We start from the raw sequence: 13,614 nt of genomic DNA, 5'->3' as shown, positions 1-13,614 counted from the left end.
GGATCGGCATGCCCGCCCGCCCCTCACGGTTCGTCCCGCTGCTGCTCGCCGTGTCGTTCGCCGCCTCCGCCCTGCCGGCGGCCACCGCCCGGGCGGACCCGGGCAGCGGTCTGCCGTCCTTCGCCGGTTCCGTCACCTCACGTGAGTACGACGGCCGCGACGACGACCTGCTCACCGCCGGGCTGGGTTTCGCGGGACTGCGCCGGGCCACTCCCCCGGCCGTCGCCGACCCCGCCCGTCCCACGCCGGCCGAGCTGCGGCGGTGGGCCGTGTGGGCGGCGGCGGGGCTCTCCGGTGGCGACGCGGGCGGGCTGGGACGGCTGTACGGGCCCAACATCGGCGCCGACGGCAGACCGGTTCCCGGTGACGGGAAGGTCGCCGGCACCGAGTACACCGCAACCGTCGGAACGGGCGTGCGGAGCGTCGGTTTCGTCGTCCAGGTCCCCGCGGACTTCGACCGCGCACGGCCCTGTGTCGTGGCCGCGCCGGCGACCGGTCTGGCGAACGTGTACAACGGCGTCAGCGGCGCGGGTGCCTGGGGGCTGCACCACCGCTGCGCGGTCGCCCTCACCGACAAGGGCATGGGCCCGGCCTTCCACGACCTGCACTCCGACACCGTCATGGCCACCGACGGCACGACCGGCCCCCGCACGCGGACCGGCCCCCGGGCGGCCTTCGACAGCGGCCTCGACGACTCCGCACGCCGCCGGTACGACGCGCGCCGCCCCTACCGGGTCGCCTTCAAGCAGGCGCACTCCCGGCACAACCCCCAGGCCGGCTGGGGCCGCGACGTCCTGCGCTCGGTGGAGCTCGCCCTCGCGCTGCTCAACCACGACTGGCGGGAGGGTGCGCCCGCCGCCGGGTACACGCCCGCGACGACGAAGGTACTGGCGGCGGGTGTCTCCAACGGCGGTGGTGCCGCCGTCGCCGCCGGAGAGGAGGACCGGCACGGCCTGATCGACGCGGTCGTGGCCTCGGAACCGCAGATGAACCTCGCCCCCCTGCGCGGCGTCACCGTCCAGCAGGGCGGTCAGCGGGTGCGGAACGCCGGGCTGCCGCTCGTGCGGTACGCGTCGCTGGCCTCGCTCCTCCAGCCGTGCGCGGTGCTCACCGAGCCCTCGGCGCCGGGCTACTCGTCCTTCGATCCGCGAACGGCACGGCGGCGCTGCTCTGACCTGGTGGGCGAGGACCCCCGGCTGATCCTGCGGCGTGACGCGGAACGGGCCGGGGTGCGAGGGCTGCCCGGACTGGCGCAACAGGCGCTGGTCCGGGCCGGGTTCCAGGCGCGGTCCGCGTACTTGCAGGCCTCGCACTACGATCCGCAGACGCCCGTCTCGTACGAGATGAGCTTCGCCCGCGCCTCGGTCACCGACGCGCTGTGCGGCTACAGCTGGGCGGCGACCGACGCCTCGGGCCGACCCGCTCCCTACACCCGGGCCCAACTCGCCACTGCCTACGCCACCAGCGGCGGGCGGGCGCCCTCCCCCGGCACCCTCGTCGACGACGACTCGCTCGGCGGGCCGGTCGCCGACCGGCGGTCCGTCGGGCCGGACGGCGCACCCGACTACAACCTCGACGGGGAGCTGTGCGCCTACCGGCTGGCGTTCCCCGGCAAGGCCGCGGGCCCCGAGGAGGGGGCGTGGGCGCGCCGGGTGGGCCAGGGCCTCGACGCGACCCGGCGCGACGGCGACCTGCACGGCAAACCCGCCCTGATCGTGCACGGCCGCGACGACACCCGGGTCCCGGTCAACCACAGCTCCCGGCCCTACCTCGGGCTCAACTCCCGTACCGAGCATGGCAGGAGCGCGTTGTCCTACGTGGAGGTGACCCACGCCCACCACAGCGACAGCACCGCGCCCGGCTACGACAACCGCTACGTCCCGCTCGGCTTCTACTTCCAGCAGGCACTCGACCTGATGTGGGCCCGGCTCACCGAGGGCCGTCCGCTGCCGCCCAGCCAGGTCGTACGGACCGTGCCGCGCGGGGGCGAGCCCGGTCACGCGCCCGCGCTCACCCGGGCCAATGTGCCGCCCATCCCGGCGTCACCCGCGCCCGGGGACCGCATCGGCGTGCGGTCGGGTGCGGTCCAGGTGCCCGACTGAGAACCCTCCCGCCTATCGGCTGTCCGACGAGGTCAGGCGTTCGAGCTGGGCGGCGGCCGCCGCGGCTTTGCGATCCGCTTCGCGGACCCGGCGGTCGGCCGTGCGCGCCCGTTCCCGGGCCGACCGCTCGGCGAAGCGGGCCTGCTGGTGCTCCTCCCTGGTGCGGGCCAGTTCCTCGGTGAGCTCGCCGACGCGCCGCTGAAGGCGGTCCACCTGCTGTTTCGCCTCCTCCGCGGCCCGGCCGGCGGCCGCCGCCTCGTCCTTGAGCGCCCCCAGCTCCCGGTCGGCGGCCTCGGCGTCCCGGCGGGCCTGCGCCAGCCGTCGCCGCTGTTGCTCGCCGGCCTTCCGGTCCGGGCGGGAGGGAGCCGTCGCGGCGGATGGGCGACCCTGTGTCCTGGCACTTTCCGGGACGGTGCCCTCCGCCACGGCGCTCGCGGCGGCGGCCGGGAATCCGACGGCGGCACTGAGCGGCTTGGCCAGCCGGCCGCTCGCCCATGCCTCCGCGGCCTCGGGGTCGGCCAGGACGGCGTGCAGGGTGTTCTCGACCTCGCGCTGCACGCCTTCGCCGATCGGATGGCCGGCCTCCACGGCGAGCTGCCGGGCCTGAGCCGACAGGGCGCGGATGAGCGCGTGCTGCTGCCGGCTCAGTTCGCGCAGCTGTGTGCGGTCCAGGGAGTGGTGGGCCTGCCGCAGTCCTTCGCCCAGGCGGAGCAGGGGCTCGACATCGCCGGGCCGGCTGCGGACCAGGAGGTTGCTGGCCCAGGCGGCGAGGCTGGGTTTGCGCAACGTGCCGATCCGGTCGGCGAGTTCACGGTCGCCGGCCGTGCGGGCGGCGGCCACGGCCGAGGAGCGGGCGGCGGTGAACTCCTCCGGCCGCAGGGCGTACAGCTCGTCGGCCACAGCGTCGAAGTCCATGAGCGTCCCTTTCGCGTGGCGGCGCTGTTCCGATCATCCCAGGCGAGGGCGCGAGGGGCGCGTGGAGCGCGGCGTTACGGCGGGGCGGAACGCTTCGGAGGCACCCCGTTCATGATCCAGAAATCGACGGTTTAACATATGAGCGCCGCCTAGCTCGAAAGATGGATCTGTGACTGTCAACGACGACTCGTTCACCAACTGGAAGAACCGCGAGGAGATCGCGGAGTCGATGATCCCGATCATCGGGAAGCTGCACCGGGAGCGGGACGTGACCGTCCTGCTGCACAGCCGCTCCCTGGTGAACAAGTCGGTGGTCAGCATCCTCAAGACCCACCGGTTCGCCCGTCAGATCGCCGGTGCGGAGCTCTCGGTCACCGAGACGCTGCCGTTCCTGCAGACCCTGGCCGAGCTCGACCTCGGGCCGTCCCAGATCGACATCGGCATGCTCGCCGCGACGTACCGCGAGGACGACCGCGGTCTGTCGGTCGCGGAGTTCACCGCGGAGGCCGTCGCCGGTGCCACCGGGGCCAACAAGATCGAGCGCCGCGAGGGCCGGGACGTCGTCCTCTACGGCTTCGGCCGCATCGGCCGGCTCGTGGCCCGGCTGCTGATCGAGAAGGCCGGCTCGGGCAACGGCCTGCGGCTGCGCGCCATCGTCGTGCGCGGCGGAGGTGAGCAGGACATCGTCAAGCGCGCCTCGCTGCTGCGCCGCGACTCCATCCACGGCCAGTTCCAGGGCACGATCACCGTCGACGAGGCGAACAGCACGATCGTCGCCAACGGAAACGCGATCAAGGTCATCTACGCGAACGACCCGTCGGAGATCGACTACACGGCGTACGGCATCAAGGACGCCATCCTCATCGACAACACCGGCAAGTGGCGCGACCGTGAGGGCCTGTCCGAGCACCTGCGCCCGGGCATCGACAAGGTCGTGCTGACCGCGCCCGGCAAGGGCGACGTCCCGAACATCGTGCACGGCGTCAACCACGACACCATCAAGCCGGACGAGCAGATCCTGTCCTGCGCCTCGTGCACCACGAACGCGATCGTGCCGCCGCTGAAGGCGATGGACGACGAGTTCGGGGTCCAGCGCGGGCACGTGGAGACCGTCCACTCGTTCACCAACGACCAGAACCTGCTGGACAACTACCACAAGTCCGAGCGCCGCGGCCGCAGCGCGCCGCTCAACATGGTCATCACCGAGACGGGTGCCGCCTCCGCCGTCGCCAAGGCGCTGCCCGACCTCAAGGCGAAGATCACCGGCAGCTCCATCCGGGTCCCGGTGCCGGACGTCTCCATCGCGATCCTCAACCTGCAGCTCGCGCGGGAGACCACCCGCCAGGAGGTGCTCGACTACCTGCGTGAGGTGTCGCTGACCTCGCCGCTGAAGCGCCAGATCGACTTCATCAGCGCGCCCGACGCGGTCTCCAGCGACTTCATCGGCTCGCGCCACGCCTCGATCGTCGACGCCGGCGCCACCAAGGTCGAGGGCGACAACGCGATCCTCTACCTCTGGTACGACAACGAGTTCGGCTACTCCTGCCAGGTCATCCGTGTCGTGCAGCACGTGTCCGGGGTGGAGTACCCGACGTTCCCGGCTCCGGCGGTCTGACCTTCTGGCTGATCCCTCTGTCTGACCCCTGGGGACGGCGCGGGGCGTGTCCGGCTGGCACGCCCCGCGTTCCCGTGTGTCAGGAGCGGGTCAGCTCGATCTTGTACTGCCGTGTCTGCGAGCCGTCCTCGCTGCTCACGGTGACGACGGCCATGCGTGATGTCTCCCTGCGGACGGTCACGCTCGCGTACGGATCGCGCGGCGTGGCGGTGACCTTCGCCCGGTCCGGGCGGTCGGTGCTCACGCGGTAGTCCGTCCGGTCCGGGTCGAAGCCGCCGACCGCCAGGCCGTCCACCTCGACCGACGCGGCGGCGGCGTCCGCGGAGGCGCCGGGTGTCCTGGCGAAGAGCTCGATCTCCCCGAGGGTGATGTAGCCGCCCGGCCGGGCCGTCATGACCACGCGTGCCCCGGTCACCGGGCCCGAGGCGCGCACCGGGACGTCGACGACGGGCGTGCCCTCGGTACCGACGGGCACGGTCTCGCTCGCGTCGGTCCAGGTGCCGTCGGCCCCGCGGACCTGCACCTTGAGGGACTCCGCGAAGCTGACGTTGGTGCCGTCGCGGTGGAAGTGGGTCACGACCCGGGTCAGATCGCGCGCCTCGGGCAGCGTGAAGGTGATGGTGTCGGACGGGTTCTTCGTGCCGGACCTCCAGTTCGACCAGGCCTTCTCGGAGGTGTTGCCGTTGCGCAGGCCCTCGGCGGAGTAGCCGCTCTCGGTGTACGTGGCGCCGACCGTCACGCCCTCGTCGGGCGCGGCGTTCTTCTCCCGGGGTGCGGTGACCTGGACGCGTACGGTCGCCGCCGCATCGGTGCCGCCGGGGACGTGGGCGGTGCCGCGCAGGGTCACCACTCCGGCGTCGTCGAACGCGCCGTCGGCTGCGGGGTTCCAGGTGACCGGGAGCTCGGCGGTGCCGCCGTGGCGTCCGACGCCGGTGACGGTGGCGGGCAGGTCGGGCCGTCCGCCGGTGTAGGTCTTGGCGCGGGCCGGGAGGGTGGAGGCGATGGTGTCCACGGTGACGACCGCCTCGGCGCGGACGGTCCGTCCGAGGGTGTCGGTCGCCTTGCCCTTGACCCGCACGGTTCCGGGCTTGCTCCAGCGCGCCTCGGAGGGCAGTGCCCACTGCACGGGGAGGGCGCCCCGGGCGCCGTCCCGGAAGACGGGCGTCACGGTGCCGGGCAGTTCGGGCGCGCGGCCGGGGACGGTGAACGCCTCGGCCGGCTGCGTACGCAGCACCGTCTCGTCGGTCACGGCCCAGCGCTGGTTCGCGTTGGAGGTGGGGAGGAAGGCCGACACGCGGGCGCCGTCCGCCGTCGACTGCCCGACGACGTCGAGCAGCCGGCCCGTGGCGGCGTTGACGAAGGTCCAGGTGCCGTCCCCGGTGGTCGACATGATCCACTGCCCGGCCGGGGTGTCGGTGTCTTCGAGAACGGCCTCGTCGTCCCGTACGGCGAGACGGTCACCGGTCTCCGCGTTCACGAGGGCGTAGCGCTCACGGTTGCTGTCCCCGCGGGTCAGCTGCTTCACGGACCACAGCTGGGACTTGGCACCCGGGTCGGCCGTACGGACGACGACCCCCTTGCCGTCGGAGGCCGGGGCCAGGGACTTGCCGCCCTGGGCTCCCTGGAGCCGGTAGACGTGGCCTGGCTGGACGAGCGCGGCGTCCTCAGAGGTGCCGGACACGCCGTCGACGAGGAGGGTGGTGACCGACTTCGCCGGGACGGTCACGGTGGCGGAGTCGTCCTTCACCTTCACCGGTGTGCCGCGGACGAGCGCTCCGCCGGCACTGGTCACCACGGGCGTCACGGTGGCGCCGGGGGCGACGCGCTCGAACTGCGAGAGGTCCAGGGTCACGGCGCGCGGGGTCGTGCCGTTGTTGACGTGCACGACGGTCGCCCCGCGGCCGGACTTGCGTACGGCGGCGACGCTGGAGGGGTCGTCGGCCTTGACGAAGTGGTCGCCGGGCCGGATGTGGTGGGTGAAGTTGCGCAGGGTGTGGAACTTGGTGTTGGCCCGGACCGGGCAGGTCTCCAGGGTGTCCTTCGCGGTGCAGTTGAACGGGATGTGGATGCTGCCCCAGTTCTTGCCGGCCGCTGCCTGAGGGATGGAGTCCTCGACGGGCTGCCACAACACCCAGGCGGACGGCTCCAGTTCACGGATGTCGTCGACGACCCGGGTGGCGATGCCGAGGCCCGGTTCCATGCCGGTGAAGTCGGTGCCGGTCCCCCAGGTGCCCTCGACCTCGCTCATCCAGAACGGCTTGTCCGCGGCCTTGGCGCTGTCCCGGGCGCTGGTGCGCATGCCGGTGCCGTACGTGTGCACGTTGAGCTGGTCGACGGCGGCGCGGGCGGAGCTGTCGTAGGCGTTCCAGTTGCGGACGAAGGTGCTGGGGTTGGTCTCGTCCATCGCGGAGATCGTCGCGCGGGTTCTCGACTTCTCCAGTGCGCGCCGCAGGGCCAGGACGACCTTCTGCTGGAGTTCCGGGCCGGCGTGCGCGCCCTCCTGGCGGCCGCCGGTCGGCTGTCCGTCGGGGCCGATCTGGGTTCCCCAGTAGTTGGTGTTGGGCTCGTTGAGCGGGGCGATGGTGTCGAACTTGATGCGGTGCTTCTTCTCCAGCTGCTCGGTCACCTTGACCAGGTAGGTGGCGAAGTCGTCGACGCGGTCGGGCCGTATCTGGTCGGTGTTGGCGTCGAAGCCGCCCGAGACGTAGCCGCTGACGGTCTGGAACCAGGGCGGGGAGTTGCTGAACGCCTCCCAGCGGGTGACCTTCTTCTTGACGCGGTCCACCCACCAGCGCTGGCCCGGGTCGGCGGACCAGTCCCAGTGGTCGGGGTTGTCGGGGTTCCACCAGTCGGTGTCCTCCCTGGTCGTGCCCTCGGGGGCCTTCCAGAAGCCGTCCATCGTCGCGCCGGTCTTCATGTAGTCCTTGCGGACGTCCGGGGCGTTGCCGCCGCCGATGTTGTAGCGCGCGATGTTGAGGCGGAGGCCGTCCTCACCGAAGAGCATGTCGGCGAGCTTCTGCCGGATGGGTTCCGGATAGCGGCCGGTGATGTTGGCGAACCAGACGAGGCTCGTCCCCCACCCTTCGAACTCCTGCTGCCGGTAGGACGGGTCGATCCGTACCGTGACCGCGCTGCCGGGCGGTTCGGCGGCAGCGGCAGGAGGTGCGGTCACGAGTCCCGCACCGAGTACCAGGGGGACGCCGGCCGCCAGTGCCCGGGCGAGGCGATGTCTGCTGGACATGAATTCCCTTCGAGAGCGAACAGAACCGCGCAGAACCAATCGAGTTTCCCGAATGTTTTAGGACGGCAATCAACACGTCAAGAGGTTCGACGAGTTGGGAACCGACGCACACCCCTTGACGCGCTCCGCCTCGCCAGCCCAATAATGATCGCCCACATGTCGTCCACATATCTAAACGACGTTCTCTGTTGTGTACGCGAGCGAACGCGGGAGGCGTAGTGAACGCGGCAGGCGCAGTGACCGGTTCAGGCTTATCCCGCAGTCGTCCGATCGTCGCGTCCCTCGCCGTCCTGCTCGCCGCCTCCGGTTGCTCGGTGGCCGGTGCCGACCCCATCGGGGGCGGCCCGGACACCCTGCGCATCGTCCTGCCGGAGGAGCCGCCGACGCTCGAACCCTGCGACGCCTCGCTGACCGCGACGGGCCGGGTGACTCGGGCCAACATCACGGAGGCACTCACCGAGCGCGAACCGTCCACCGGACGCCTGGAACCCGCCCTCGCCACCAAGTGGACCCGCGATTCGGCCACTTCGTGGACCTTCACCCTCCGCAGGGGTGTCACCTTCCACGACGGCTCGCCGTTCACGGCGGCCGCGGCCGCGTTCTCCGTGAAGCGCGCCACGGAGTCGGGGATCGACTGCAACGTCGACGGCTACATCTTCGCGGACAGCGAGCTCACCGCCACGCCCGTCGACGACACCACGCTCCGGGTCACCACGGCGAAGCCCGACCCGATCCTGCCGCTGCGCCTGTCCTTCGTCGAGATCGTGCCGACGAGCACCGACCCCGACTCCCGCGTGCGCGAGCCGGTCGGCACGGGCCCCTACCGGATCGACGAGTGGAACCAGGGCCGGTATCTGCGGCTCAAGCGCTTCCCCCGCTACTGGGGCAAGGCCCCCGACTTCGCCGCCGCCACGTATGTCTGGCGCGCCGAGGGCAGTGTGCGCGCGGCGATGGTGACGAACGACGAGGCGGACGTCGCGATCGGGCTCGCGCCGGAGGACGGGGCGGGTGACCGGGCCGTCGAGTTCACCACCAACGAGGTCTCGTACCTGCGGATGGACGCCACCAAGGCGCCCTTGAACGACATCCGCATCCGGCAGGCCGTCAACTACGCCATCGACCGGGAGGGACTGGTCACGGCGGTCTTCGCCGGCCGGCCCACCGGGCAGCTCGTGGCGAAGGGCGTCACCGGCCACAACCCGCGCCTGCGGCCGTGGCCCTACGACCCGGAACGCGCCCGGAAGCTCGTCGCCGAGGCCCGCGCCGACGGAGTCCGCACCGGCACCACCCTCACCATCATCGGCCGCAACGGCATCTACCCGAAGGCCGCCGAGGCCATGGAGGTGGTCCAGGACGGCCTGATCAAGGCCGGGTTGAAGGTCAGGATCAAGATGCTCGACGTCAACGCCTGGCTGGAGTACCTGCTGCGCCCCTTCCCCGCCGGCGACACCGGCCCCACCCTGCTCCAGGCGCAGCACGGCAACCAGGCGGGGGACGCCGCGTTCACGATGGGGCAGATCTACGGCAGCGAGGGCGCCCAGAGCAGCTACGGCACCGGCGCGCTCGACACGCTCATCGAACAGGCCGAGCTCGCCTCGGGCGGAAAACGGCAGAAGGCGTTCGCGGACGCGTTCGCCCACCAGAACGACAAGGTCGTACGGGACGCCGTCATGGCCAACATGACCGGCCTGCTGGCCCTCTCCCCCAAGGTCCGCTACCGGCCCGATTCGGCGACCAACGACGAGATGCGGCTCGCCGACATGCGGCGCGCGGACTGAGGGAGGACATCACGTGCTGACCCTGCTGCGCCGCCGCGCGGTCTCCAGCGTCGTCCCACTGCTCGTGGTGGTGCTCGGCGTGTTCTTCCTGGCCCGCCTCACCGGCGACCCCGCCAACCTGTACCTGCCGCTGAGCGCGACACCCGAGATGCGGGCCGAGTTCGCCGCCCGCAACGGCCTGGACGACCCGCTGATCAGCCAGTTCGGCGACTACCTCGGCCAGGTCGCCCATCTCGACTTCGGTGAGTCGCTGCGCACGGCCCAGCCGGCCGGCGAGGCGGTCCTGCGGGCCTTCCCCGCCACCCTGCAACTCGCCGGCTGGACGATGCTGCTCGCCATCGTGGGCGCCGTGGTCATCGGCAGCCTGGCGGCCTACCGCCCGGACTCGGCGACCGACCGGATCGCGAGCTTCCTGTCCTCCACGGCGGCCAGCGTCCCGGACTTCTGGATCGCCATCATGGGCGTGCTGGTCTTCGCGGTCACCCTGGGCTGGCTGCCCACCTCCGGCACGAGCGGCGCGGCGGCGTGGGTGCTGCCCGTGGCCACGCTGCTGATCCGCCCGTTCGGCGTACTGGTCCAGGTGGTGCGGGGCGCCATGGTCTCCGCGCTGTCCGCCCCGTACGTGAAGGTGGCCCGCGCCAAGGGGGCGTCCGAGCCCCGGGTGGTCTTCGGGCACGCCCTGCGCAACGCGGCCGCACCGGCGCTGACCGTCGCGGGCGATCTGGCCGTGGGGCTGGTCAACGGAGCCGTCGTCGTCGAGACGATCTTCGGCTGGCCCGGCATCGGCAAGCTCATGATCGACTCGGTGCTCCAGCGCGACTTCGCGGTGCTGCAGGCGGCGGTGCTCCTGACCGCTCTGGCGATCTTCGCCCTCAACATCCTGGTGGACCTCTGCCACGCGCTTGTCGACCCTCGGGTACGGCAGCGGGCGGCGGCATGAGCCGAGGACGGGACATGCTTCAGAAAGCCACACCCGAGACGGGCGGTACGCCCGTACGCCGCCGGTGGTTCGCCCTGCTGCTCCGGGACCGGTTCGCCTGCGCAGCGGCCCTCGTCCTGGTCCTGGTCGCGCTGTGCGCCGTCCTGGGACCGCTGCTGGCCGGGGACCTGGCGACCAGTCAGAACCTGCGGGCCCCGGGCCGGCCTCCCTTCAGCCTCGACCACGGCTGGGCCTTCGTCCTCGGCAGCGACTCCCTCGGCCGGCCCGTCGCCGCGCGGCTGCTGACCGCCGCCGGGACGACACTGGCCGTGGCGGTGCCCGCCGTGCTGTGCTCGCTGGTCATCGGCTCGGTATGGGGCATGTGGGCGGGCTATCACGGCGGTTGGCGCGAGAACGCGTCGCTGCGGGTGGCCGACGTGATCCTCAGCTTCCCCTCCCTGCTGCTGGCCGTGGTGGTGCTGTACGTGTTCTCGCCGAGTGCGGCGAGCATCGTGCTGGTGCTGGCCGTCGCCCGGATACCCGTGTATCTGCGCACGGCCCGGGCCGAGGCGGCGGAGCTGCGCAGTCGGCTGTTCGTGGACGCGGCCCGTACGTTCGGCACGGGCAGCTGGGCGACCATCCGCCGGCATGTCGCGCCGAGTGTGCTGCCGACGCTGCTCACCGTAGCCGCGCTCGACTTCTGCTTCGTGATGCTGGCCGAGTCGTCGCTGAGCTTCCTGGGTATCGGCATCCAACCGCCCGACGTCAGCTGGGGGTTGATGGTGGCCCAGGGGCGGCAGGAGTTGCAGAGCGCGTGGTGGATCGCGCTCTTCCCGGGGCTCGCGATCGTCCTCACGACCGTCTCGGCGACCGTTCTCGCCTCCTGGGCCCGGATGGCGACGGACCCGGGGCAGCGGTGGCGGGAGGGCGTACGGCGGAGTGGGCGGCGTGCCCGGTGGTCGCGCAGGGCGAGCGCGGGCCCGGCAGCGCGTGGCTCTGCCGTCGCCGAGGCGGACACGACCGCCGTTCCCGTCGGCAGCCGTCCCGCCGGCACCGGGCAGTCGACGGCGGCCGACGTCCTGGTCGTGGAGGGCCTGTCCGTCGACGTCCACACCCCGGCCGGGCCCGTCCATGTCGTCCGCCGGGTCGGCTTCTCCGTGCGGTCGGGCGAGACGCTGGCGCTGCTGGGCGAGTCGGGCTGCGGCAAGAGCATGACCGCGCACGCCGTCGCCGGCCTGCTCGACCCGGTCGCGGAGGTGGTGGGCGGGCAGGTGCGCCTCGACGGCGAGAACCTGCTCGGGCTCGGTGCCCGGGCCAGACGCCGGCTGGCCGGCCCCGGTGTGGCCATGGTCTTCCAGGACGCGCTCAGCGCGCTCAACCCCGTCCTCACGGTCGGCACCCAGCTCGCCGAGCCGTTCCGCATCCACGAGGGCATGTCCCGGCGGGCGGCGAAGGCCAGGGCGGTAGAGCTGATGGAACGCGTGGGCATCCCGGAGGCCCGGTCCCGGGCGGACGCCTATCCGCACCAGTTCTCGGGCGGGATGCGCCAGCGTCTGCTGATCGCGACGGCGGTCGCCCTGCGGCCGAAGGTCCTGATCGCCGACGAGCCCACGACGGCACTGGACGTCACCGTGCAGGCGCAGATCATGGACCTCCTCGGCGAGTTGCGCGGCGAACAGCGCACGGCGCTCGTCCTCATCACCCACGACCTCGGACTCGCCGCCGAGCACGCGGACCGGGTCGCCGTCATGTACGCGGGAACCGTGGTGGAGACCGGGCCCGTCGCCGAGGTGTTCGGCAAGCCCCACCACCCCTACACGCAGGGCCTGTTGGCGTCGGTCCCGGCCGAGCAGCACCGGGGCTCCCGGCTGAGTTCCATCCCGGGGAGCCCGCCGGACCCGGGTGCGGTGCCGGCCGGCTGTGCCTTCCGTACGCGCTGTCCCATGGCCCGGGAGCGCTGTGCCACCCACCGTCCGGCGCTGACCGGTACCGGTGACGGCCGGGCCGCCGCCTGTCACTTCGGGAAGGAACTGGCCGATGCCTGAGCACGGGGCACTGCTGGAGGCCACCGGCCTGGCCAAGAGCTTCGCGGTCCGGCGGACCGTGCGAGGCGGCACGCGGCTGCGGGCACTGGACGGAGTGGACCTGACGCTGGGGCGCGGGGAGACCCTGGGTCTGGTCGGCGAGTCCGGCTGCGGCAAGTCCACACTGGCCAGGGTTCTCCTGCGGCTGGAGCGGCCGGACGCGGGCACCGTGCGGTACGAGGGAGTCGACCCCTTCGCCCTGTCGGGTGCGGAACTGCTCGCCTGGCGCCGGAAGGTGCAGATGGTGTTCCAGGACCCGTTCGGTTCGCTCAACCCCCGTCTGTGCGCGGCGGATCTGATCGGCGAGCCCTGGCTGACCCACCGCGGTCTCGTCCCCGCGTCGAAGCGGGCGGCCCGCGTGGCCGAGCTGCTGGAGATGGTCGGCCTGCGCGCGTCGGACGCGAGCCGTCATCCGCACGAGTTCTCCGGGGGACAGCGGCAGCGGATCGGGATCGCCCGCGCCCTGGCGCTGGAGCCGGAGGTCATCGTCTGCGACGAACCCGTCTCCGCGCTGGACCTGTCGGTGCAGGCGCAGGTGCTCAACCTCCTGTGCGACCTGCGCGACGAGCTGGGGCTGTCGTACGTGTTCATCTCGCACGACCTGTCCGTGGTGCGGCACCTCGCCGACCGGGTCGCCGTGATGTACCTCGGCAAGATCGTGGAGACGGGTCCGACGGAGGAGGTCTACGAGCGGCCGCGCCACCCGTACACGGAGGCGCTGCTGTCGGCGGCGCCCTCCCCCGCGGCCGGTGGCGGACGCGAACGGCAGCGCATCGTGCTCACCGGTGAGATCCCCTCACCGGCCGACCCTCCTTCCGGATGCCGGTTCCGCACCCGGTGCCGGCGGGTGCGGGAGCTGTGCGCCGAGGAGGTCCCCGCGCCTCCGCCCCGGGGGCCCGTCCACGGGGCGGCATGCCACTTCCCTCTGGAGGAGACACCGCCGGTGGCTGTGTGAGGGCG

The 13,614-nt window shown here is 72.2% G+C and carries 8 protein-coding genes; 6 read left to right on the top strand and 2 right to left on the bottom strand.

Annotation, left to right across the window (positions count from 1 at the left end):
- The first annotated feature begins 8 nt into the window (after nucleotides 1-8).
- Entirely contained in the window at nucleotides 9-2,102 is a 2,094-nt protein-coding gene (locus MQE23_RS41620; RefSeq protein ID WP_243381957.1) for a D-(-)-3-hydroxybutyrate oligomer hydrolase, read from the top strand.
- Nucleotides 2,103-2,114: 12 nt separating this feature from the next.
- On the opposite strand, the gene MQE23_RS41615 is transcribed toward MQE23_RS41620, so the two are convergent.
- Complete coding sequence (locus MQE23_RS41615) at nucleotides 2,115-3,017, bottom strand: hypothetical protein (protein ID WP_020275360.1); 903 nt, start codon at nucleotides 3,015-3,017, stop codon at nucleotides 2,115-2,117.
- Between the two features lie 169 nt (nucleotides 3,018-3,186).
- Here MQE23_RS41615 and MQE23_RS41610 point away from each other — a divergent pair, with 169 nt between their 5' ends.
- Complete coding sequence (locus MQE23_RS41610) at nucleotides 3,187-4,632, top strand: glyceraldehyde-3-phosphate dehydrogenase (protein ID WP_020275361.1); 1,446 nt, start codon at nucleotides 3,187-3,189, stop codon at nucleotides 4,630-4,632.
- A 79-nt stretch (nucleotides 4,633-4,711) separates the two neighbouring features.
- Here MQE23_RS41610 and MQE23_RS41605 read toward each other — a convergent pair whose 3' ends face one another.
- Nucleotides 4,712-7,873, bottom strand: a complete 3,162-nt coding sequence (locus tag MQE23_RS41605) for a glycoside hydrolase (protein ID WP_020275362.1) — start codon at nucleotides 7,871-7,873, stop codon at nucleotides 4,712-4,714.
- A 218-nt stretch (nucleotides 7,874-8,091) separates the two neighbouring features.
- Here MQE23_RS41605 and MQE23_RS41600 point away from each other — a divergent pair, with 218 nt between their 5' ends.
- The 4 genes from MQE23_RS41600 to MQE23_RS41585 are packed head-to-tail and all read left to right on the top strand — an operon-like array spanning nucleotide 8,092 to nucleotide 13,609.
- Entirely contained in the window at nucleotides 8,092-9,651 is a 1,560-nt protein-coding gene (locus tag MQE23_RS41600) for an ABC transporter substrate-binding protein (protein WP_243381955.1), read from the top strand.
- 13 nt (nucleotides 9,652-9,664) lie between these two features.
- Nucleotides 9,665-10,591, top strand: a complete 927-nt coding sequence (locus MQE23_RS41595) for an ABC transporter permease (RefSeq protein ID WP_020275365.1) — start codon at nucleotides 9,665-9,667, stop codon at nucleotides 10,589-10,591.
- Between the two features lie 14 nt (nucleotides 10,592-10,605).
- On the top strand, nucleotides 10,606-12,615 hold the full coding sequence (locus tag MQE23_RS41590; RefSeq protein ID WP_243381952.1) for a dipeptide/oligopeptide/nickel ABC transporter permease/ATP-binding protein: 2,010 nt from the start codon (nucleotides 10,606-10,608) through the stop codon (nucleotides 12,613-12,615).
- Entirely contained in the window at nucleotides 12,608-13,609 is a 1,002-nt protein-coding gene (locus MQE23_RS41585; RefSeq protein WP_020276876.1) for an oligopeptide/dipeptide ABC transporter ATP-binding protein, read from the top strand. The genes MQE23_RS41590 and MQE23_RS41585 overlap by 8 nt, the downstream gene beginning before the upstream one ends.
- Nucleotides 13,610-13,614: the final 5 nt, after the last annotated feature.

The sequence above is a fragment of the Streptomyces sp. HP-A2021 genome (genome assembly GCF_022807935.1).
Lineage (GTDB): Bacteria > Actinomycetota > Actinomycetes > Streptomycetales > Streptomycetaceae > Streptomyces > Streptomyces afghaniensis.
Note: the sequence above shows the minus strand (reverse complement) of the source record. Positions and strands in the feature narration are given on the sequence as shown.

Coding starts and splice junctions, on each gene's coding strand:
- MQE23_RS41590 (WP_243381952.1), top strand. CDS start 10,606: ATGCTTCAGAAAGCCACACCCGAGACGGGCGGTACGCCCGTACGCCGC.
- MQE23_RS41620 (WP_243381957.1), top strand. CDS start 9: ATGCCCGCCCGCCCCTCACGGTTCGTCCCGCTGCTGCTCGCCGTGTCG.
- MQE23_RS41605 (WP_020275362.1), bottom strand. CDS start 7,873: ATGTCCAGCAGACATCGCCTCGCCCGGGCACTGGCGGCCGGCGTCCCC.
- MQE23_RS41585 (WP_020276876.1), top strand. CDS start 12,608: ATGCCTGAGCACGGGGCACTGCTGGAGGCCACCGGCCTGGCCAAGAGC.
- MQE23_RS41615 (WP_020275360.1), bottom strand. CDS start 3,017: ATGGACTTCGACGCTGTGGCCGACGAGCTGTACGCCCTGCGGCCGGAG.